Source organism: Micromonospora psammae (genome assembly GCF_036902725.1).
GTDB lineage: Bacteria > Actinomycetota > Actinomycetes > Mycobacteriales > Micromonosporaceae > Micromonospora.
Genome location: NZ_JBAKHM010000013.1, coordinates 37786 through 59322, shown reverse-complemented (window position 1 = coordinate 59322; position 21537 = coordinate 37786). Strand labels below are relative to the sequence as shown.

The following is a 21537-nucleotide window of genomic DNA, read 5'->3' as shown; positions in this document are numbered from 1 at the left end:
CATGCGCGGGTGTGACGACGTACGGGTGGAGCAGCGGCTGCGCGAGCTGGACGACCGGCTGCGCGGGCCGGCCCGGCTCAAGGCGGAGCTGATCGCCGAGCTGCGGCACGCGCTGACCGACGCCGCCGAGGCGTACCGGCAGGGTGGGCTGTCCCCGGCGGAGGCCGAGCGGCGGGCGGTGGCCGAGTTCGGCACCGCGGCGCAGCTGGCGCCCGCCTACCAGGTCGAGCTGGCGGCGGGGGCGCTGCGCGGCCTGTCGCTGCGGGCGCTCGCGATCGCCCTCGTGCTGGTGTCGGCCGGCGACCTGACCTGGCGGGGGTCGAGCTGGAGCGACGGCCCCCCGCCGCCGCAGGGTTACCAGCTGCTCTCGGCGTCGATGAACTGGATCTGGCTGGTCGTCGCCGGGTTGGCGGCGGTCGGGCTGGTCGCCGGCTTCGCGGCGGCCCGCGGCGGTCGCGTCGCGGTGCCGGGCGGGCAGCTGCTCGGGCTGGGCCTGACCGGCGCGCTGGCGCTCGGCGTGGTCAGCGGGGTGGCCCTCTTCGCCTGGTCGGTGGAGCTCTGGGACGCGGCCCTGACCTGGCCGCCGATGATGATCGGCGTGGTCGTCGCGAGCGCGGCCTACTTCTCGCTCGCGCGGGCGGCCCGGTCCTGGCTGACCGCTGCCCGGTGACCCGGACGCGAGGGGTCGGGGGCCGACCCTCGCCCGCCGTCAGGCCGGGGTGGCCGGCGGCTCGTCAGGGCCGAGGAAGCGCGCCACGGTCGAGCTGAACTCCCGCCACCCGGCCCGCTCGTCGGAGAGCGCCCGGCGGCCGGAGCCGGTGAGCTCGTACGTCCGCCGTTCCCGGCCGTTGACCGTGCTCCAGGAGCTGGCGACGTGCCCGGCCCGCTCCAGCCGGCGCAGGGCCGGATAGATGGTGCCGGTGGGCAGATCCAGGTTGCCGTCGCTGCGGACGCGCAGCGCCTCGATGATGGCGTAGCCGTGCAGGGCGCCCTGTTCCAGGACCGCCAGCAGGAGCGCGTCGAGGTGTCCGTGCAGCGCCTGAGCCTTCATACGTAGCAAGCCTACTTGTCCGCCGAACGGACCGCCACCGGGGTGCGGGGTCCGGCACCGCCCGGCCGACCACTAGGGTATGTGCCCAGAGTCACTCGGCGGCCGCACGCGCCGCCGGGTGCGCAACCCGACGCACACGGAGGTCAGCGTGGCCCGCCAGTCGCCCCAACGGCCCGACGCCGACGAGCCCGAGCTCGACACCACCGACGGGCCGGTCGAGCCCGAGGTGGCACGCGGCGAGGCCGACCGTTCCCTCTGGGACGAACTGCGCATCGACCCGGTGGAGATCGCGTTGCCCGCCGGCACCGGCTTCACGCTGCGGGCGTACCGGCCGGCCCGCGAGCTGACCCCGACGGACGTCACCGAGCGCGACGAGGACGACCCGTTCCTGGCCCGTCGCCAGGCCGTCGAGATCGAGGACGACGAGGCGGTGGTGATCCTCGACGAGGAGTTCGCCGCCCTCTCCGCCGAGGAGGAGGAGGACGCCGAGCGGCCCGACCGTCGCAAGCCCGCCGCCACCGGCGCCGCCACCGACACCGAGGTCGACACCGACGAGGACGTCGACGACGCGGCGGGCGACGAGGAGGTGCCGGCCTTCCTGACCCACAAGGGCCGGCTGCTGCTCTTCAAGACCCCCGAGGCCCTGGTCAGTTTCATCCGTTCCGGTGCGCCCAACGATCTGTCCCAACTGGACGGTTGGAATGAACTGTCCGAACGGGTGGAACCGGCCCACATCGCCCCGCTCGACGAGGACACCTACGAACTGGACCTGGTCGTGGAGAACCTGCGCGGCGGGCACGACACCTGGGATCCCACGCTCCTGATCGAGGCCGGCGAGGTCGCCCGTGACCTGGCGTACGCGCTGCGGCTACCGGCCGTGCTGGACATGCTCTCCACCGGCTCCAGCCTGGACGATCTCGATGAGGCGCTGCGCGCCTCTGTCAACGGCGGAATCGGTGCATTCCTCGGCCGGCGACGGTTGAAGAAGATCGGCGCGCAGACCGCGAGTTTGGGTTGGCGCACCATTGTCGGCAAGATCTCTGCCGTCGTGGACTGGCGCGACTGACCCCGAGCGGGGAGCATCAGTCTCTGGCAGATGGAAGACCTGTGTCCCGGGAGGGAGGACGACGCCGTGGCGCTCGTGCGCGTGTACTGCGGTCTGGCCTCGGCGGATCCGGCCGACCGATCGGCATCGGCCGGTTCGTCGCTGACGTCCGCTGTGGTCGATGACGCAGGTCGTCTGCTGCACGTCTGCGAGATCAGCGACGACGCGGCGGGCTACGCCCAGCTGGTCACGCTGCTCGTGGAGCGTTCGGGCGGACCGAGCGGCGCGGCGATCGCGGCGGACAGCGACGACCACTCGGTCACCTCGCTGCTCATCGCCGCGGGGCGTCCGTTGGCACTCGCCGACGACGACTCGGTCGACGACTTCGCCGAGCGGTTCGCCGACGACGACTCCCTGGAGGAGATGCAGTCCCCGCCGGCCGAGCGGCGGGCGGTGGGCCTGGCCCGCGCCCTCCAGGCCGGCGCGCTCTCCGCGGTCACCCTTCCGGCGCCGGGCGGCCTCGCCGGCTACAAGCAGGTCCTGGCGGCGCACGCCGCCCTCTCCAGCGGCCGGCACTCCGCGGCGGTGGCGCTGCGCGAGGTGCTCCGCGAGCTCTACCCGGCCGCGCTCCGGGCGTACCCGGACCCGGCCGAGCGGGTGGCGCTCGCCGTGCTGGACGCGCTCCCGGAGCCGAGCATGCTCACCGGCACGGTGACCCGCGGCCGCGAGGTCTCGGTGGCCGCGGACGCGGTGGCGGCGCACCTCGCCGCCGACGGCGTCGCCGAGGCCGACGAGATCGACGCCGCGGTGACCGCGCTGCGGGTCGCCATCTCCGAGACCCCCCGCCGGGCCACCGTCAACCGGGCGCTCACCTCCGCGGTGGCCGAGACGGTCCGACAGGCCGTCGCCTCGGTGCGGGCCTGCGACGCGGGCTGCGAGGCGCTGGTCGGCGCGCTCAGCGCCCGCGTCACCACGCCGGCGCCGGTCACCGGCCGCCGCGCCGCCGCCCGTCGTGGCGAGCCGGTCGGTGAACTGCCGGGCCTCAGCAGCACCGGTACCGGCCTGCGTACCGTCCGCTCGGCCAACCCCGAGCCGCCCGCCCCCACCGGACGGCGCAGCCGCCCGGAGCCGGTCTCCGGCGGGGCGCTGCCGCCGTCACCCCGGCCGCTCGGCCCCCCACCGGTCGCGCCCCCACCGGTCGCGCCGCCGCCCGTCGCCCCGCAGCCGCTCACCCCGGCCGCCTCGGCCGGCACCCCGATCTCCGCCCCGCCGGCGCGTACCGACCCGGCCATGCCGGTGGTGCGCCGCGGGGTGGAGGCCCCGACCAACCGTCCGGTCTCCGCGCCACCGCCGCCGCCACCGGGGATCACCCCGATCGCCCCGGCCCAGCGCGGCCCCGTACCCCCCGCCGAGGCGGGTGAGCCGTTCCGGCCCACCCTGACCACCGCCGCGATCAACAACGCCCGCGCCGAACGCGAGCGCCAGCGCACCGTGATCCCGCCACGCCCGAAGACCACCGGCGCGCTCTCCGCGCCCACCGGTGGCTTCAGCGCGACCGACCTGAGCGTGCCGGTGCCCTCCCCCCGTCCGGAGCAGGAGTCGGCGCCGCCGGGGTCCCGGGCGAACTGGCCCCTGGTCAACAACCCGGAGGATCCGGCGGACAGCTCCGCCAACAATCCGGTGGTGCCGCCGTACGGCGAGCGTGCCGGCCGGCAGGTGGACGCCCCGACCGACCCGGGCGCGGAGCGGCGGGTCACCCCGCCCTGGCTCGCCGACGACCTGCCCCAGGAGCCGCCGATGCTGCGGCTCGTCGAGCCGCCGCCACTGGCGGACCGGGCGCTGCGCGACGGGCTCGACCCGTCGGCCGATCCGCACCTGGAGACGCCGCCGCTGCGCCTGGTGGAGCGGGAGGAAGCGGCCCGTGCCGCCCGCGCCGACCGGCCGGCCCCGGAGCGCCGCCCCGAACCGGCCGAGCGCCGGACACCCCTGGAGCGCCGCCCCGAACCGGCCGAGCGCCGGACACCCCTGGAGCGCCGCCCCGAGACGCCCGAGCGCCGGACACCCCTGGAACGCCGTCCCGAGACGCCCGAGCGCCGGGCGCCCCTGGAACGCCGTCCGGAGACGGCCGAACGCCGGCCGCTGCTGGAGCGTCGCCCCGACCCGATGGAGCACCGCCCCGATCCGATCGAGCACCGACCGGCCCCGATGGAGCACCGGCCGCCACCGGTCTCCGACGAGGGCGACGGCGACCTGCTGATCTTCGCGGCGGCCAAGTCCGCGTGGTTCGTCGGGCACAGTGAAGAGTCCGACATGGACTGGTCCACCACCGCCGACACCGGCTGGCAGGCCGCCGAGCAGGCGGCCCGTCCGGCCGTCGGCGCGGAGACCTCGGCCGGCCTGCCCAAGCGGGTGCCCCAGGCCAACCTGGTTCCCGGCTCGCCGCTGCGCGAGGAGCGTCCACTGCGGATCGTCCGGGACGCGGCGAGCCTCGCCGAGAACACCACCGGCTACTTCCGCGGCTGGCGCCGCGGGCAGGAGATCGGCGGCTTCGCGGTGGGTGGGCGACCGGGCCGCGAGTCGGCCGGGGGCTGGGACTTCAGCCGCGATCCCGCGGAGCGCGACGACGACCGGGAGTACGAGTTCCGGTCCGCCGGCTACCGCTCCTGACCGTCGCCATACCGCCTTCCACCTGCGTGTTCCTACCCACACCCGGATAATTTGACGCCGGGTGACGGCGGCCGGGAACATACCGGCGGAACCGGCGGCGACAGGTGGCGCCGGGGTGGGAAGGCGACTCCAATGGCGACACCGGCAATCGACCCGTCCCTGCTCACCCGCCGGGGAGTGCTCGCCGCGACGGCCGGCACGCTGCTGCTCGGTGGCTGCGGGCAGGGCGCGGCGCAGGGCCGGGCGGAGCCGGGGGACAGCGCCTCACCGGGCGGCCCGGAGCTGCTGATCGGCGTCAGCCTGGAACTCAGCGGCCGGGGCGCCGCGCTGGGCGTGTTGCAGGAACGGGCCCTCCGGATCACTCTGGAGTCCCTCAACGCCAACGGTTTCCAGGTGGGCAACCTGCGCCGCCGCGTCCGGCTGCTGGTGCGTGACAACCGCAGCGACGCGCGGGAGGCCGCCGAGCAGGTCACCGAGCTGATCCGCCGGGACCAGGTGCACGCCCTGCTCGGCACCACGCTGACCGAGACTTCGCTGGCCGCCGTCGCGGTGGCCCAGCGGTTACGGACCCCGTTCATCTCCCTCGCCCCCGGCGACGGGATCGTGCTGCCGCTCGCCCAGCGGACGTACATCTACAAGCTCACCCCGGACGCCGGTGACGTGGCCCGGCGGATGGCCCAGCTGATCAGCGGCAAGGGCCTCCGGCGGGTGGCGCTGGTCGCCGCGGACGGCCCGCACGGCGACTCGGGCGTACGGGCCGTGTCGGCGGCGCTGCGCACCGCCGGGGTCGAGCTGGACCGGACGGTACGGCTGCCCCGCTCCGGCGTGGACTTCACCAGGCCGGCCCGCCGCGCGATGTCCGGGGACCCGGACGGCGTGATCGTCTGGGCGGCGGCGCCGGACACCGGCAGCGCCTCCCGGGCGTTGCGCCGGGCCGGGCTGAAGGGTCCGCTCTTCTTCGACCCGTCCGGGGTGGCCGAGGAGACCCTCCAGGGCAGCAACGCCTCCGCCGTGGAGGGTGCGTGCGCGGTCCACCCGACCTGCCTGGGCGGCTCCACCCTGACCAACGCCACCACCGCCGCGCTGGCCCGCCGGGACTTCGTCTTCCGCTACCTCCAGCAGCACGGCAGCTTCAGCGGCTTCGCCCCGTACGCCTCGGACGCCGTGCAACTGCTCGCCGACGCGGCACGGCTGTCCAGCAGCGTCGACCCTGGACGGATGCGGGCCTACCTCCAGAGGGAGGTCGCCGACGGGCTGGCCGGGGGGTACGCCTTCACGCCGACCCGGCACGGTGGCATGGAGCGCGACTCGCTGGGCACCTACACGGTCAGCCAGGGCAGCTGGGTCCGGGTCTCCTGACCCGTCCCGGCGTCGTCGAGGCGTCCGGCCGGCGCCGCCGGGCGGCAGCTGAGCCCGGTGCCGCCGGGCGGCAGCAGGCAGCCGGACGCGCCCGGTGGCGGCCGAAGCCACCGCCGGGCGCGTACCGGTCGATCAGGCCGGGGCGACGGCGCGCGAGCGGCGCATCGTCAGCACGTACTCGACCAGCGAGATCAGCACGTGCTTGGTCGACTCCCGGTTCCGGGCGTCACAGGCCACCACCGGCACGTCGCTGGAGATGGCCAGCGCGTCCCGGACGTCCTGCGGGTCGTGGTACTGCATGCCGTCGAAGCAGTTGATGGCCACCAGGTACGGCAGCCGCCGGTGCTCGAAGAAGTCGATGGCGGCGAAGCAGTCGGCCAGCCGGCGGGTGTCGACCAGCACCACGGCACCGATCGCGCCCCGGACCAGCTCGTCCCACATGAACCAGAACCGCGTCTGACCGGGCGTACCGAACAGGTAGAGGATCAGGTCCCGGTCGATCGAGATACGGCCGAAGTCCATCGCCACCGTGGTTGTCGTCTTGCCCGGCACCTGCCGGGTGTCGTCGACGCCCACGCCCGCGGAGGTCATGATGGCCTCGGTGGTCAGCGGCGTGATCTCCGAGACCGAACCGACCAGCGTCGTCTTACCGACGCCGAACCCACCGGCGATTACGATCTTCGCCGACGTCACGCGCCCGGCCGGGGTCGGCGGGCGGTGCGACATGTCAGAGCCTGCGAAGTCCACTCAGCACCCTCTCCAGCAGTTCAGTGCCCAACGCGTCGTCGGAGTCGTCCAGAATGGTCGGCTCGTGGACCGCGACCAGGCCGTCCGTCGCCATGTCGGCGATGAGCACCCGGGCCACGCCGAGCGGGAGCTGCAACCGCGCCGCGATCTCGGCCAGCGACTGCACACGTCCGTCACACAGCGCGGCGATGTACTGGTGTTCGCGGCCCTGGCCGCCGTTGCCGGTGGCAACGGCGCGACCGCGCACCGTCGTTTCGACGAGCGCCTCCAGGGCGATGTCGAGCCGGGGACGGGTACGACCACGGGTCACGGCGTATGGACGGACCAACGCCCCGGTCGGTTCGTCTCGATCAGCCATGTCGCCGCTCACCTCCCTCGTACCCGCCACCGGCTCTCGCCCGGTGGAACCCGTCCTGGTTGTTGTCGTTGCTGCCCTGCCGACCCGTGGTCAGCGGTCAGCCCATCATCCCGACAGCCGTACGCGGCTGCGGAGTCAGCGCGTCACCCACCCGGTCGACCAGCAGGGCCATCTCGTAGCCGACCTGACCGACGTCGCAGCTGCGGGCGGCCAGCACGGCGAACGAGGAGCCGTCCGAGATGGACATCAGGAACAGGAAGCCGTTGTCCATCTCGACCACGGTCTGCAGCACCGCGCCACCCTCGAAGCAGCGGGCGGCACCCTGGGTGAGGCTGACCAGTCCGGACGCGATCGCGGCCAGCTGGTCGGCACGGTCCCGCGGCAGGTCCCGCGACGACGCGAGGAGCAGCCCGTCCGCCGAGACGGCGACCGCGTGCGCGACACCGGGCACCCGGTCGGCGAAGTTCGCCAGCAGCCAACCGAGATCCTGCGTAGTTGTCATCCTTCTTGCTCCTTCTGCCCGCTCCCGGCGGCCGGGCCTGGGCCAGACTGCGAGGATTGCTGCCCTCCCGGAGTCGCCTCCGGGCTGGTGGGGTTGCTGTCCGAGGGGTGGCTGGTGCGGCCACGCTGCACGCCCCGATGGTAGGCGGAGAGCAGGCCACGGACGGCCTCGGGCGTGCGCCGCTGCACCGGCGTGGTCGGCTTCTCCACGGCGCCGGGCACGAGCTGCGCCATCGGCGTCCGCTTGGGCAGACCGGTCTCGGTCGTCGCCGCCACGGGCACCTCGGAGGCCGCCACCGCGGCACGCCAGCCGTCGTCGGCGGCGGTCTGCCAGCCGGCGCCCTGCTGCGCGGGCCGGCGGCCCGGCAGGGCGTCGGCGAGCCCGGGACGGCTGCCCCCGTTCGCCGTCGATCCGTTGTCCCGGGGCGCTCCTCCGGCCGTCGGAGTGTCTGCCATCGGTGCGTTACCTGTCGTCCCTGGTGCGGTGTTCTGGCCGGCGCGGGCGGCGGCGTCGGCCGGGGGCATCGGCCGGGTCGCGGTTCCGTTGGCCGCCGGCTTGGCGCCGGCCGCCTCCTCGGGCCCCGGCCGACGGGTACGGAACCAGGCCGACTCGAGCTCCCGGAATATCGGCAGCTCCATCGTCTCGTCCGCGTACCGCTGCCGGTTGGCCGCCTGCTGCGGCGTCTGCGGCCGCTCGGCCGGCGCGGCCTGCGGCGGGCGGGCCTGCTGCGGCGCGGCCGGCTGCCGACCCGCCGCCGGGGTCGCCGTGGTCGGCGCCTGCGGGGCCGGCTCGGCTCCCGCCGGCCGCGCGACCCGCGGCAGCTCGGTGGTCATGTCCAGGGCGGCGGCGAGCCGCTCGGGAACCGGCGGGGTCGCCGTCTCCCGGTCGCCGGCGGCGACCGGCGGCCAGGCCGGCGGCGCACCGGCGCCCGAGGTGGTCGGCCGCGACGGCAGCCCGGAGGCGGGCTGACCGGACGCGGGCGGCGCGGAGTACGGCTGAGCCGACGCCGGCGGAGCCGAGTAGGGCTGGCCGGACGCGGGCGGCGCCGAGTAGGGCTGACCCGACGCTGGCGGAGCCGAGTACGGCTGGCCGGAGTAGGGCTGGCCGGAGTAGGGCTGGCCGGAGTAGGGCTGGCCGGAGTAGGGCTGACCCGACACGGGCATCCCGGAGACCGGGGCGCCGGAGACCGGCGGCAGCGGCGGGGCGGAGACCGGCGGAACGGGCGGGGCGCTGTACGGGCGCGCCTCGGGGCTGCTCGGCAGCTGCCTCGGGATGACCGGCTGCTGCCCGGTGGCGTCCGGGTCGCCGTCGCCGGCCCCCCGGCGCTGCGGCAGCGGGTCGATCGACTGTCCGTTGGTGCGCGGCGCGAAGCCGTCACCGCCGTTGACACCGCTGGCGCCGGTCAGGTCGGACCAGGCCGGCATGGAGCGGGCCGCTCCGGCGGCCGGGGCGCCCGAGCCGTTGACCGGGGCCGGGTCGAAGGGCCGGCCACCGAGGGTCACCTGGTTGCCCGACTCGACCGAGCGCTGGGTCGGCGCCGGGCCGTTGCCGAGCGCGGGCAGCGCCCCGAAGACCGGAGCCGGGCCGGTGGAGTGGGAGCCGGACGCGGACGCCGGCAGCGCGGGAGGCTGCGGGCCACGGCCGGAGAGTGCGCGGGGCACCAGCACGGAGGTCGGCAGGACGACCTCGGCCACCGTGCCCCGGTCGGTGCCGGGACGCAGCTCGACCTTGACGCCGTGCCGGGACGCCAGCCGGGCGACCACGACCAGACCCATCATCCGGGAGACGGCCACGTCCACCTGGGGCGGCGTGGCGAGCCGCTCGTTGAGGTCGGCCAGCTGCTCGCCGCTGATACCGATGCCGCGGTCCTCGACGTAGAGCGAGGCCCGGTCGCCGACCCGACGCGCCTCGACCATGACCTGGGAGTCCGGCGGGGAGAACGCGGTGGCGTTGTCGAAGAGCTCGGCGACGAGGTGCACCATGTCGTTGACCGCGTGCGCGGCGACCTCGATGTCCCGGTCGATGATCCCGAACTCGATCCGGGTGTAGTGCTCGACCTCGGACTGCGCGGCGCGCAGCACGTCGATCAGGGCCGCGGGCTCACGCTGCACGCGGGTGGAGTCCGCGCCGGCGAGGACCAGCAGGTTCTCGTCGTTGCGGCGCATCCGGGTGGCCAGGTGGTCGAGCTGGAACAGCTCGGCGAGACGGTCCGGGTCCTCCTCGCCCCGCTCCAGCCGGTCGAGGTGGCCGATCAGCCGGTCGACCAGGATCTGCGAGCGGCGGGCGAGGTTGACGAACATCGTCGCGACGGAGGAGCGCAGCGCGGCCTGCTCGGCGGCGGTGCGGACGGCCTCCAGGTGGACGGCGTTGAACGCCTCGGTCACCTGGCCGAACTCGTCCTTGCTGCGCACCGGCAGCGGCTCGGCGATCTGGTTGGCCAGCTGGGTCGGGGAGAGCTGGCCGCTGACCTGCGGGTCGCGCAGCCGGGCCACCGCCTGGGGCAGGCCGTACTGGGCGATGGAGAGGGCGCCCTGGCGCAGGTCGCGCAGCGACCGGGCCATCGAGCGGGCGACCAGGTACGCGAAGAGGATGGCCAGCAGCAGCATGCTGAGCAGCAGGCCGGTCTGCAGGAACACCGTGCGCTGCACGTCGGTGCGCAGGTCGTCGGCCTGAGCGACCACGTCGCGGTCGAGCCGTACCTCGACGGTACGGATCAGCTGGGCGTTCGCGATCATGGCCGCGTCCCACTGGTCCGCCCCGAACGGGACGTTGGCGATGCTCTCGGTGTCCCGGCCGTCGATGAAGCTGCTGTAGGTCTCGGCCTGGCGCAGGTCGGAGCCGGCGACGGTCTGGTCGTGGAACTCCCGCTCGGACCGGCTGGCGACGGACTGGAAGGTCTGCAGCGCGAGCTGCTGGCCGGTGAGGCTGGCGATGTAGTCCTTGCGCAGCGGCGGGAGGTACGCCTTCTGGATGAGCACCCGGTGCACCGTGACCCGGCGCAGCGACAGGAACTCCTTGGTGCGGGCGACGGCGGCGGCGGCGCGCATCCGGTCGGAGAGGTCGTTGTTGCCGGCCAGCTGGGTGGCCGAGTCACGGACGCTGATCAGCTGGTTGATCAGCCCCTGGTACGACCCGACGGCGTCGGTGAGGGTGAGCTTGCCGTTGTAGACCTGGCTCCGGGTGGCGGGCAGGTCCTTCAGCTCCTCGTCGATCCGGTCCAGCAGCGACTCGAAGCTCGCCGGCAGGTCGTCGAGCTCGGTCCGCTGCTGCGAGTACGGCGCCTTGGACTGGTCGACCCGCGCGTTGACCCGGTTGTACGCCTCCTGGTACTGCGCCGCGGCCTGCCCCTTCTGGGAGCCGAGCAGCAGCACGGCGGCGGTGCGCTCGTCCTGCAGGCTGTTGACCAGGTCACCGGAGTAGCTGATCAGGTTGGCCAGGTCGCCGGCGCGGTTGGCGTCGTTGAGGGTCTGCAGGTTGGTGACCAGCCCGCTGGTGCCCACCACGACTGTGGCGATGGTCGGCACGATCATGATCAGACCGAGCTTGGACCAGATCGGCATGTCGCGCAGTCGGCTGGCCGGCCGACGCAGACGCGACAGGAAGGAGCCCGCCGTCGTTGGCCGTTTGCTCACGTCACCGCCCTCGTGATTACCGCGCCCCGCGTTGCCCCGGGCAACGCCCAGCGACCGACCCGGCGGGTCGGACCCCCGAGATTCCATCACGCCGTTCCTGAAAGAGAAAGCCCAGGTTGGCGGTCGCCGTGGGTGTGATGAGATGTTGATGCAATTTGATAGCAATCCGTCTGGTCGGAGTGACCCAAAGTAATGGAATACCGTCACCGCGTCGTCCTGCTTGCCGGCCCCTCGGGGTCCGGAAAGTCGTACATTGCGCAGCGAACCGGACTTCCGGTGCTATGCCTGGACGACTTCTACAAGGACGGCGATGACCCTACGTTGCCGCGCCGGAACGGCCTGGTGGACTGGGATTCACCAGAGTCCTGGGATGCCGGAACGGCCGTCGAAACGATTGCCCGACTGGCCAGCGAGGGCAAGGCCGATGTGCCGGTTTATGCGATCGGTGCCGATCGGAGGGTGGCCACCCGGCCATTTCACCTCGCCGGATCGCCACTTTTCGTCGCCGAAGGGATCTTCGCCGCGGAGATCGTCGAGGAGTGCCGTCGCCGCGGGCTGCTCGCCGGGGCGTACGCGCTGCGCCGGCCGCGCGGCACCACCTTCGTCCGCCGGCTCACCCGCGACCTGGCCGAACAGCGCAAGGCGCCGGCGGTGCTGCTGCGGCGCGGCGTGGCGCTGCTGCGCGCCGAACCCGCGGTGCTCCGCCGGCAGACCGGCCTCGGCGCGGAGGCGGCCCGGGCGAGGGAGATCCTGCGGCGGGTGGCCGGCCTGGTCGCCGGCCACCCGCACCCGTGATCAGGCCGGCAACTTCGCGTACGCCGGCTTGATCACCTCGTCGATGATCCTGAGCCGCTCGTCGAATGGGATGAAGGCGCTCTTCATCGCGTTGATGGTGAACCACTGGAGCTCCTTCCAGCCGTAGCCGAAGGCGTCCACCAGCAGCGCCATCTCCCGCGACATCGAGGTGCCGCTCATCAGCCGGTTGTCGGTGTTCACCGTCACCCGGAAGCGGAGGTCGCGCAGCAGCCCGATCGGGTGCTCCGCGATCGACGCCGCCGCCCCCGTCTGCACGTTCGACGACGGGCAGAGCTCCAGCGGGATCCGCTTGTCCCGGACGTACGCGGCGAGCCGGCCGAGCACCGGGGCCGCTCCGGGGGTGATGTCGTCCACGATCCGCACCCCGTGGCCGAGCCGGTCGGCGCCGCACCACTGGATGGCCTGCCAGATCGAGGGCAGGCCGAAGGCCTCCCCGGCGTGGATGGTGAAGTGGAAGTTCTCCCGCTGGAGGTACTCGAAGGCGTCCAGGTGGCGGGTGGGCGGGAAACCCGCCTCCGCGCCGGCGATGTCGAAGCCCACCACGCCGCCGTCCCGGTGCCGGACGGCCAACTCGGCGATCTCCTGCGACCGGGCGGCGTGCCGCATCGCGGTGAGCAGGGTGCCGACCCGGATCGGCGTACCGGCCGCGGCGGCCTCCGCGCTGCCCTCGGCGAACCCGGCGACCACCGCCGCCACCACCTCGTCCAGGGTGAGGTTCTGCTCCAGGTGCTGCTCCGGGGCGAACCGGACCTCGGCGTAGACCACGCCGTCGGCGGCCAGGTCGAGCGCGCACTCCCGGGCCACCCGGCGCAGCGCGGACGGGGTCTGCATCACCGCGACGGTGTGCGCGAAGGTCTCCAGGTAGCGCTCCAGCGAACCGGAGTCGGCCGCCTCGACGAACCAGCGGCCCAGCGCCTCGGGGTCGGTGGTGGGCAGTTCGTGGCCCACCTCGGCGGCGAGTTCGACGACCGTCGCCGGCCGCAGGCCGCCGTCGAGATGATCGTGCAGCAACGCCTTCGGGACCTTGACGATGTCCTCGTATCGGATAGCGACCATGTTCAGACCCTAGTCAGCGGGCGGCCGGCCCCGGGAACGGACACGGCGGCCCGGAGCCCGCCGGACCACCCGGCCGGCTCACGTACGCTGCCCTGGTGACCGCCGCACACCCGTCCGACCAGCCCACGGGGGCGGCACACCCGGCGGTGCTGGCCCGGCTGCGCTGCCCGGTCTGCGCCGAGCCACTGGCCGCCGCCACCGACACCCGCGCCCTGCGCTGCCCACGCCGGCACACCTTCGACGTCGCCCGCCAGGGCTACGTCAACCTGCTCACCGGACGCGCCCCGCACGTCGGCGACACCGCCGAGATGGTGGCCGCCCGGGCCGACTTCCTCGCCGCCGGCCACTACGACGTCATCTCCGCCGCCCTGGCCCGGGCCGCCGCGACCGCGGTGGCGACGGCGGGGGCCGGCGTCGGGGCGTACCCGTTGGTGGTGGAGGCCGGCGCGGGGACCGGCCGGCACCTCGCCGCGGTGCTGGCGGCGCTGCCCGACGCCGTCGGCCTGGCCCTGGACGTCTCGAAACCGGCGCTGCGCCGCGCCGCCCGGGCGCATCCCAGGGCGACCGCGGCGCTGGCCGACACCTGGCAGCGGCTCCCGCTGGCCGACGCCTCGACCGCGGTGCTGCTCGACGTCTTCGCCCCGCGCAACGGCGCGGAGTTCCGCCGGGTGCTCCACCCGGCCGGGGCCCTGCTCGTGGTCACCCCCACCGGCGGGCACCTGGCCGAACTGGTCGACGCCCTCGACCTGCTGCGGGTCGACCCGGACAAGGCGGACCGGGTCGCGGAGAACCTGGCCGGGCACTTCACCCAGGAGCGCGCCACCGAGCACACCGCCCGGCTGCGGCTCACCCACGACGAGGTGGCCACCCTGGTCGGGATGGGCCCGAGCGCCTGGCACACCGACCCCGGACGGCTCACCGCGCGCATCGCCGCGCTACCCGCCCCGATCGGCGTGACCGCGTCGGTACGGCTCACCGTCTGGCGACCCCGCTGACTCAGGTGGAGAGGTCGACCTCTTCCCAACCCGGCGGCTCGTCGTGGTACGGCCCGCGCAGCATCACCGCCCACTCCAGCGCCCAGCGCCGCTGCCCGATGGCGTTGGCGTCCACCAGCCCCGGCAGTCGCCGCCCGGCGCGCTCCACCTCCAGGTACGCCCAGTCCAGGCAGTAGTGCAGGTCGAGCAGGGCCGCCGCGTCGGCGGGGTGCTGCGGCGCGGTCAGGATCCGGGACCGCCACTGGCCGAAGGTCTCCCCCGCGGCGATGTGCGGCAGCCGCTCCACCAGCCGCTCGTCCACCGGCACCGTCGGGTCGAGCAGCTTGGTCAACCCCAGCACCCAGCACAACGAGAAGAGCGCGTCGTGGTGCAGCACGAACGAGCGGTGGTCGCCCTTGCCGCCCATCACGAACTGCCACTCCGGCGGGGTGACCATGTCGACCAGGTGCGAGCCGAGCAGCCAGCTCATGCCCGCCTGCGGCGGCATGCCGAAACAGCGCGCCAGGATCAGGTGCAGCACCGCGATGCGGGCCTCGATCTCGACGGTGGGACGCAGCTCGATCTCGTCACCGGGCTCCCAGACGAGCGGGAACTGGGCGGGCGGCAACGGCAGGCCGAGCCGGTCCAGTTCCTCCAGGCTCGCCTCACGGACTTCCCGAGGGTCGGGGGCGGGTACACGCACGGCTGAAGTCCCTGTCTGCTCACGGCGTCACGACGCCGGTCTGTCCCCCTGGGCAGGCAGGATAGCCCTCCCCGGGGGCCGGCACCATGCCGCCCCGCCGCCCCGGTCCGACCGGCCGCCGGCGGTCGCCCGTTCAGCCGATCCGCTCGATGACCAGCGGCGCCACCACGGGCGCGGCCGAAGCGATCCGGACCGCCCGCTCGGCCTCGGCCCGCGCCGCCGGGATCCGGGCCGCCTGGTCGGCGCGCAGCTCGAAGAGGGGGTCGCCGGCCCGCACCGGATCGCCGGGACGCTTGTGCAGCACCACACCGGCGGCGACGCTGACCGGGTCCTCCTTGCGGGCCCGTCCGGCGCCGAGCCGCCAGGCGGCCACCCCGATGGCGTACGCGTCGATCGAGGAGACGAAGCCGTCGGCGTCGGCGCGGACCACCTCCACCTCGTTGGCGGTCGGCATCGGGGCGTCCGGGTCGCCGCCCTGCGCCCGGATCATGGTGCGCCAGGAGTCCATGGCCCGCCCGTCGCGCAGCGCGGCGGCGGGATCGGCGTCGGGCAGGCCGGCCGCGTCGAGCATCTCCCGGGCCAGTGCCAGGGTCAGCTCCACCACGTCGGCGGGACCGCCGCCGGCCAGCACCTCCACCGACTCGGTCACCTCGACCGCGTTGCCGACGGTCAGGCCGAGCGGGGTGGACATGTCGGTCAGCAGGGCCACGGTCCGCACGCCGTGCGCGCCGCCCAGCTCCACCATCGTCCGGGCCAGCTCACGGGCGTCGTCGACGGACTTCATGAAGGCCCCGGAGCCGACCTTGACGTCCAGCACCAGCGCGCCGGTCCCCTCGGCGATCTTCTTGCTCATGATCGAGCTGGCGATCAGCGGGATCGCCTCGACGGTGCCGGTGACGTCGCGCAGCGCGTACAGCTTGCGGTCGGCCGGGGCCAGCCCCGCCCCCGCCGCGCAGATCACCGCGCCCACCTCGCGCAGCTGCGAGATGAACTCGTCGTTGCTCAGCGCGGCCCGCCAGCCGGGGATCGACTCCAGCTTGTCCAGGGTGCCGCCGGTGTGGCCGAGGCCACGGCCGGAGAGCTGCGGGACCGCGCCCCCGCAGGCCGCCACCAACGGGGTGAGCGGCAGAGTGATCTTGTCACCGACGCCGCCGGTCGAGTGCTTGTCGACGGTCGGCCGGGTGACCGGGGAGAGGTCCAGCCGCTCGCCGCTGGCGATCATCGCGGCGGTCCACCGGGCGATCTCCGGCGCGGTCATCCCGCGCAGCAGGATCGCCATGGCCAGCGCCGACATCTGCTCGTCGGCGACCAGCCCCCGGGTGTACGCGTCGACCACCCAGTCGATCTGGGCGTCGCTCAGCACACCTCCGTCCCGCTTGATCCGGATGACGTCGACCGCCGTGAACGCACTCATCGTCGAGTTCCTCTGTCTCGTGGTGAAGCTGATCCGCTGACCCCGGAGGGCTCAGCCCTGCCAGCGGGCCGGGATCTCCATCGGCGGCTCGCCCTCACCGGCCCAGAAGATGGTGCCCGTGGCGTCGACCACCACCACCCGGGGCGTCCGCGCGTGGCCCCAGGCGATCGCCTCGGCCGAGTCGCCCCAGCTCGGGCCCTCCTCCAGCACCCCGGTCTCGGCGCCCGCGTCGTCCCCGGCCGACCGCTCCCAGTACGCCGTCCACACCTGCCGGCCGGCGGAGAGGTCGGGATGCACGAAGACGGTGCCGCGGCCCCGCCAGGCGGCGAGGCGGTCCGGCACCACCGGCACCGGGGCCTGCGCGACCACTGCCTCGATGTCGGCCACGTCGAAGGCGTGCGGCAGCAGCTCCGCCATCCGCAGCGGCCCGCCCTTCGCCTCGACCAGGCACTCCGGGCCACCGTTCTCCCAGAGCAGCTGCCGGCAGCGCCCGCACGGCATCAGCGGTTCACCGGTGGCGTCGACGCACGACATGGCGACCAGCCGGCCGCCGCCGGTGGCGTGCAGCGAGGAGACCACGCCGCACTCGGCGCAGAGGGTGACGCCGTAGGCGGCGTTCTCCACGTTGCAGCCGACCACGACCCGGCCGTCGTCGACCAGCGCGGCGGCGCCGACCGGGAACTTCGAGTAGGGCACGTAGGCGTGCCGCATCACCTCGGTGGCGGCGGCCCGCAGCCGCTCCCAGTCGATCTCGGTCATCCCATCATTCTGCCGAACCCGCCCCGGTCGGGCGCGGGAAGGGTGACCTCCGGTGGCGGTCGACACCCGGCCGGCGGCGGCCCTGGGCGGGTCCGGGCCGGCCGGTGGCCGGAAAGGACCGTGCCCGGCGGGGAAATCCCCACCGGGCACGGACCGTCAGCGCACTCAGCCCTTGATGTACGGCTTGCCGTCCGCCGCCGGCGCCCGGACCCTGCCGACCAGCCCGGCCACCGCCAGGATCGTCGCCAGGTACGGCAGCATCGCCAGGAACTGGCTCGGGATGCTGCTGCCGATCGCGCCGAGGTAGGTGGCGAGCTGGTCGGCGAAGCCGAAGAAGAGCGCCGCCAGCAGCGCGCCGGTCGGGCTCCACCGGCCGAAGATCAGCGCGGCCAGGGCGATGAAGCCCTTACCGCCGATCATGTTCTTGGTGAAGGTGTAGAGCGCCAGGGTGTAGGAGGCGCCACCGATGCCGGCGACCACCCCGGCCAGCAGCACGTTGCGGTAGCGCAGCCGCAGCACCTTGACGCCGAGGGTGTCCGCCGCGGTCGGGTGCTCGCCGACCGAGCGGGTCCGCAGGCCCCACCGGGTACGGAAGAGCGCGATGTGGAGCACCAGCACCAGCAGCAGGCCGAGGTAGAGGAAGATGTTGCCGCGGAACAGCGCCGGCCCGATCAGCGGGATGTCCCGGAGCAGCGGGATCTCCCAGTTGGAGAACCGGGGCGCGCTGTTGTAGTTCTCGGCGTTGGTCTGCATCAGCCGCTCGTAGAGGAAGCCGGTGACGCCGACCGCCAGCAGGTTCAGCACGATGCCCATGACCACCTGGTCGACCAGGTAGCGGATGGCGAAGACCGCCAGCAGCAGCGAGATGAACGCGCCGCCGATCGCGGCGGCGACCAGCCCCACCCAGACGCTGTTGAAGATGCTGCCGAAGAGCGCGCCGCTGAAGGCGCCCATCAGCAACTGCCCCTCGATCGCCACGTTGACCACGCCGGAGCGCTCGCAAAGCACGCCGGCCAGGGCCCCGAAGATCAGCGGCAGGGCGAGGATGAAGGTGCCGCGGACGACGTTGACCAGCGGCATGAAGTTGCGCCCCTCGGGGGCGGCGGAGACCTGCCAGCAAAGGAAGCTCAGCACGAAGCCGACCAGGCCCACGCCGAGCACCAGGGTGAACCAGCGCTTCGGCACGCCCGCCAGCAGGGCGCCCCCGGCCGCGGCGGCGACGACGCCGAACAGGATCGCGCCGACCGTGCCGTTGATCTCCAGCGCCGCGCCGCCCTCGGTCTCGCTGAGGGTGAACCGGGCCTGCTGGTCGGTGGCGAGCGCCCCGAAGAGCACGGTGGCGAGCACGCCCAGCGCCAGCAGGACCGCGCCGATCTTGCGGTTGCGCGTCCAGAATCCCTCGTCGACCGTGGCCACGGCGACGTCGGGGACAGCGGTGGTGGACATTGCCTTACCAGCCCTTCGCCAGGCTCGTCTGCAACCGGGCGGCACGGGCGGCCCGGAGCTGGAAGATCGCCTTCACCAGGGCCGGTGCGGCGATGAAGATGACGATCAGCGCCTGGAGCACGGTGACCAGCTCCAGCGAGATCCCCGCGTACGACTGCATCCGGTTGCCGCCGGCCTGGAGCGCGCCGAAGAGCAGCGCCGCCAGCAGCACGCCCCACGGCTTTACCCGGCCGAGCAGGGCGACCAGGATGCCGTCGAAGCCGATCTGCGCGACCACCTGCGGGGTGAGCGCGTCCGCGGTCGTGCCCAGCACCTGGTTCGCGCCGCCGAGCCCGGCGAGCAGGCCGGCGATCACCATGATCAGCACATACGTCCGGGTGACGCTGATGCCGGCGGTCCGCGCGGCGTCCGGGTTGGCGCCCACCGCGCGCAGCTCGAAGCCGAGCGTGGAGCGGTTGAGCAGCCAGGCGACGAACCAGGTGGCCAGCACGGCGAGCAGGATGCCGCCGTGCACCCGCAGGTCGGCGCCGAGCAGCCGGGGCAGCTGGGCCGAGGCGTCGACGGGCTTGCTGATCGCGTCGGCGCGGCCCGGGTTCTGCACCCCGTTCTGGATGATGATCCAGGACAGGAAGTAGACCGCGATGTAGTTGAGCATGATCGTGTTGATCACCTCGTGGGCGCCGGTGCGCGCCTTGAGGATGCCCGGGATGAAGCCCCAGATGGCACCGCCGATCGCACCGGCGAGCAGCGCGACGAGCAGGTGCAGCGCCGGCGGCAGCGGCAGGGCGAAGCCGGCGACCGCGGCCAGGATGACGCCCATGGTCGCCTGGCCCTGGGCGCCGATGTTGAACAGGCCGCCCCGGAAGGCCAGCGCCACCGACAGGCCGGTGAAGACCAGCGGCGCGGTGTACGTGAGCGTCTCCGAGATCGGGCTGAGCGCCGCGGTGAAGCCGACCGCCTCGGGGTCGAAGACCGCGCCCTTGAACAGGTTCGCGTACGCCTCGCTGACCACCGCCCAGCTGGCGTTGATCGCGTCGGCCGGCCGCGCGGTGATGTAGCTGTAGGTGGCCAGCACCTCCGGGTCCGACACGATGATCAGGATCGCGCCGATCACCATCGCCAGCAGCAGCGCGAGCACCGTCACGGTGACCGTGTTGGCGGCCCAGAGGTTGTCCAGGAAGAGCCGGCCGAGCGACGGCCGGGGCTCGGCCGCCGGGCGGGTCGTCGCGGTGGCGGGCACCGCGCGCCCGCTGTCGCCGGCTGGCACGGTCGGGTTCGCCCGTGCCTCGCGCCGCGCCTCCTGCGCCTTGGTCGCCGGCTCCTTTTCCGGGGAGCCCGACCCGGGGTTGGGGTTGCTCATGCCTCGTCCTCGCTACCAGGGCCCTCGGGGGCCGCAGCCGCCGGGCCGTCGCCGGGCGCCGCGGTGGCACCGGGGGTCGCTGCGCCTTCGGCGGCGTCGGGGGTGATGCCGGCCATCAGCAGGCCGATCTCCTCGCGGGGGGTGTCCGGGCCGACGATGCCGATGATCCGGCCGCGGTACATCACCGCGATCCGGTCGGCCAGGCCGAGCACCTCGTCCAGTTCGCTGGAGACGACCATGACGGCGGTACCGACGTCCCGCTCCCGGATGACCCGGCTGTGGATGAACTCGATCGAGCCGACGTCGACGCCGCGGGTCGGCTGGGCGGCGATGAAGAGCTTCAGCGGCCGGGAAAGCTCCCGGGCCACGATCACCTTCTGCTGGTTGCCGCCGGAGAGGGTGCCCACCGCCGCGTCGGCCGACGGGGTACGCACGTCGAACTGCTCGATCCGCTCCTTCGCCGACTTCGCGATCGCGTCCGGCTTGAGCGACAGACCCTTGCCGAAGGGCGGCCGGTCGTAGATGTCGAGGACCAGGTTCTCGGCCACGGAGAACTCCTTGACCAGGCCGTCGACGCTGCGGTCCTCGGGGACGTAGCCGACCCCGGCGCGGAGCACCTTCTTGGTGGACCAGCCGTGGATCTGGTCGCCGTCGAGGCTGATGCTGCCGGCGAGCGCGGGGCGCAGGCCCATGATCGCCTCGATCAGCTCGGTCTGGCCGTTGCCCTGCACACCCGCGACGCCGAGCACCTCGCCGGCGTGCACGGTCAGGTCGACGCCGTCGACCGCCCGGACCTGCCGGTCGTCGTCGACGACGAGGCCACTGACCTCCAGCATCGGCCGACCCGGGGTGGCCGGCTGCTTGTCGACGGTGAGCCGGACACTGCGGCCCACCATCAGGGCCGCCAGCTCGTCCCGGCTCGCGGTCGGCGAGGCGGTGCCGACGGTCTTCCCGCGCCGGATCACGGTGATCCGGTCGGCGATGGCCTTGACCTCGCCGAGCTTGTGGGTGATGAACACGATCGACTTGCCGGCGGCCTTCAGCGCCCGCATGACCGTGAGCAGTTCCTCGGTCTCCTGCGGGGTGAGCACGGCGGTCGGCTCGTCCAGGATCAGCAGGTCGACGTCGCGGGTGAGCGCCTTGACGATCTCCACCCGCTGCTGGATGCCGACCGGCAGGTCCTCGATCACCGCGTCCGGGTCGACCCGGAGGTTGTACCGCTCGGAGACCTCGGTCACCTCGCGGCGGGCGCGGCGACGGTCGAGGAAGCCGGCCAGGCCCCCCTTGACCTGCTCCGCACCGAGCATGATGTTCTCGGCGACCGTGAAGACCGGCACCAGCATGAAGTGCTGGTGCACCATGCCGATCCCGGCCGCGATCGCGTCCGACGGGCCCTTCAGCTTCAGCGGCTTGTCGTCGACCAGGATCTCGCCCTCGTCGGGCTGGTAGAGCCCGTAGAGCACGTTCATCAGGGTCGACTTGCCGGCACCGTTCTCGCCGAGCAGGGCGTGGATCTCTCCAGGCTCCACCGTCAGGTCGATGTGATCGTTGGCGACCAGATCACCGAACCGCTTGGTGATGCCGCGCAGTTCGAGTCTCAGCGCAACCTCCTGGAGTGCGAGCGATGGTGCAGCGTAGCTGCCGGTGG

At 73.7% G+C, this 21537-nt stretch carries 17 protein-coding genes and 2 pseudogenes; 7 read left to right on the top strand and 12 right to left on the bottom strand.

The genetic code is table 11. The features are described from left to right. Nucleotide 1: 1 nt before the first annotated feature. Nucleotides 2-670 carry a permease prefix domain 1-containing protein gene (locus tag V6U79_RS17070; protein ID WP_334523380.1) on the top strand — a complete coding sequence of 223 codons (669 nt, stop codon included), beginning with the start codon at nt 2-4 and terminating at the stop codon, nt 668-670. Nucleotides 671-709: 39 nt separating this feature from the next. Here the strand turns inward: V6U79_RS17070 and V6U79_RS17065 are convergent, their stop codons facing one another. Then, entirely contained in the window at nt 710-1051 is a 342-nt protein-coding gene (locus tag V6U79_RS17065) for a PadR family transcriptional regulator (RefSeq protein WP_334615187.1), read from the bottom strand. A 118-nt stretch (nt 1052-1169) separates the two neighbouring features. Between V6U79_RS17065 and V6U79_RS29820 the strand changes: the two are divergent. The 4 genes and pseudogenes from V6U79_RS29820 to V6U79_RS17050 all read left to right on the top strand — a co-directional run. Next, nucleotides 1170-1524, top strand: a pseudogene (locus V6U79_RS29820) (DNA primase); the annotation flags it as partial. Nucleotides 1525-1598: 74 nt separating this feature from the next. Beyond that, a pseudogene (locus V6U79_RS29815) lies at nt 1599-2117 on the top strand (SatS C-terminal domain-containing protein); the annotation flags it as partial. Between the two features lie 30 nt (nt 2118-2147). Continuing rightward, entirely contained in the window at nt 2148-4763 is a 2616-nt protein-coding gene (locus V6U79_RS17055) for a transposase (RefSeq protein WP_334615186.1), read from the top strand. Between the two features lie 132 nt (nt 4764-4895). Continuing rightward, nucleotides 4896-6122 carry an ABC transporter substrate-binding protein gene (locus V6U79_RS17050; RefSeq protein WP_334615185.1) on the top strand — a complete coding sequence of 409 codons (1227 nt, stop codon included), beginning with the start codon at nt 4896-4898 and terminating at the stop codon, nt 6120-6122. 132 nt (nt 6123-6254) lie between these two features. Here V6U79_RS17050 and V6U79_RS17045 read toward each other — a convergent pair whose 3' ends face one another. The 4 genes from V6U79_RS17045 to V6U79_RS17030 form a co-directional block, all read right to left on the bottom strand. Further along, the gene (locus V6U79_RS17045; protein ID WP_334523368.1) at nt 6255-6848 is read right to left on the bottom strand and encodes a GTP-binding protein; all 594 of its coding nucleotides are present in this window, start codon (nt 6846-6848) and stop codon (nt 6255-6257) included. 1 nt (nt 6849) lies between these two features. Then, nucleotides 6850-7227: a DUF742 domain-containing protein gene (locus V6U79_RS17040; protein WP_334523365.1), complete on the bottom strand. Its 378-nt coding sequence runs from the start codon at nt 7225-7227 to the stop codon at nt 6850-6852. Nucleotides 7228-7324: 97 nt separating this feature from the next. Beyond that, nucleotides 7325-7729, bottom strand: a complete 405-nt coding sequence (locus tag V6U79_RS17035) for a roadblock/LC7 domain-containing protein (protein WP_013283992.1) — start codon at nt 7727-7729, stop codon at nt 7325-7327. After that, the gene (locus tag V6U79_RS17030) at nt 7726-11361 is read right to left on the bottom strand and encodes a nitrate- and nitrite sensing domain-containing protein (RefSeq protein WP_334615184.1); all 3636 of its coding nucleotides are present in this window, start codon (nt 11359-11361) and stop codon (nt 7726-7728) included. The genes V6U79_RS17035 and V6U79_RS17030 overlap by 4 nt, the downstream gene beginning before the upstream one ends. Before the next feature lie 192 nt (nt 11362-11553). Here V6U79_RS17030 and V6U79_RS17025 point away from each other — a divergent pair, with 192 nt between their 5' ends. Then, nucleotides 11554-12156, top strand: a complete 603-nt coding sequence (locus V6U79_RS17025; protein ID WP_334523358.1) for a uridine kinase family protein — start codon at nt 11554-11556, stop codon at nt 12154-12156. Here V6U79_RS17025 and V6U79_RS17020 read toward each other — a convergent pair whose 3' ends face one another. Then, nucleotides 12157-13233, bottom strand: a complete 1077-nt coding sequence (locus V6U79_RS17020) for an adenosine deaminase (protein ID WP_334523355.1) — start codon at nt 13231-13233, stop codon at nt 12157-12159. 146 nt (nt 13234-13379) lie between these two features. Here V6U79_RS17020 and V6U79_RS17015 point away from each other — a divergent pair, with 146 nt between their 5' ends. Further along, nucleotides 13380-14228, top strand: a complete 849-nt coding sequence (locus tag V6U79_RS17015; protein WP_334615208.1) for a putative RNA methyltransferase — start codon at nt 13380-13382, stop codon at nt 14226-14228. Nucleotide 14229: 1 nt separating this feature from the next. Here V6U79_RS17015 and V6U79_RS17010 read toward each other — a convergent pair whose 3' ends face one another. From V6U79_RS17010 to V6U79_RS16985, 6 genes are all read right to left on the bottom strand, one after another. Beyond that, nucleotides 14230-14910 carry a DUF4272 domain-containing protein gene (locus V6U79_RS17010; RefSeq protein ID WP_334523349.1) on the bottom strand — a complete coding sequence of 227 codons (681 nt, stop codon included), beginning with the start codon at nt 14908-14910 and terminating at the stop codon, nt 14230-14232. A gap of 133 nt (nt 14911-15043) precedes the next feature. Next, the gene (locus V6U79_RS17005) at nt 15044-16324 is read right to left on the bottom strand and encodes a thymidine phosphorylase (protein ID WP_334615183.1); all 1281 of its coding nucleotides are present in this window, start codon (nt 16322-16324) and stop codon (nt 15044-15046) included. 51 nt (nt 16325-16375) lie between these two features. Continuing rightward, nucleotides 16376-17083: a cytidine deaminase gene (locus V6U79_RS17000; RefSeq protein ID WP_334523343.1), complete on the bottom strand. Its 708-nt coding sequence runs from the start codon at nt 17081-17083 to the stop codon at nt 16376-16378. 165 nt (nt 17084-17248) lie between these two features. Then, nucleotides 17249-18529 (bottom strand): ABC transporter permease, encoded by a 1281-nt coding sequence (locus V6U79_RS16995; RefSeq protein WP_334615182.1) that lies wholly within the window; start codon nt 18527-18529, stop codon nt 17249-17251. A 4-nt stretch (nt 18530-18533) separates the two neighbouring features. Continuing rightward, nucleotides 18534-19889, bottom strand: coding sequence for an ABC transporter permease (locus V6U79_RS16990; protein ID WP_334523338.1), 1356 nt, complete (start codon nt 19887-19889; stop codon nt 18534-18536). Then, nucleotides 19886-21430: an ABC transporter ATP-binding protein gene (locus V6U79_RS16985; RefSeq protein WP_334615207.1), complete on the bottom strand. Its 1545-nt coding sequence runs from the start codon at nt 21428-21430 to the stop codon at nt 19886-19888. The genes V6U79_RS16990 and V6U79_RS16985 overlap by 4 nt, the downstream gene beginning before the upstream one ends. Nucleotides 21431-21537 lie beyond the last annotated feature (107 nt).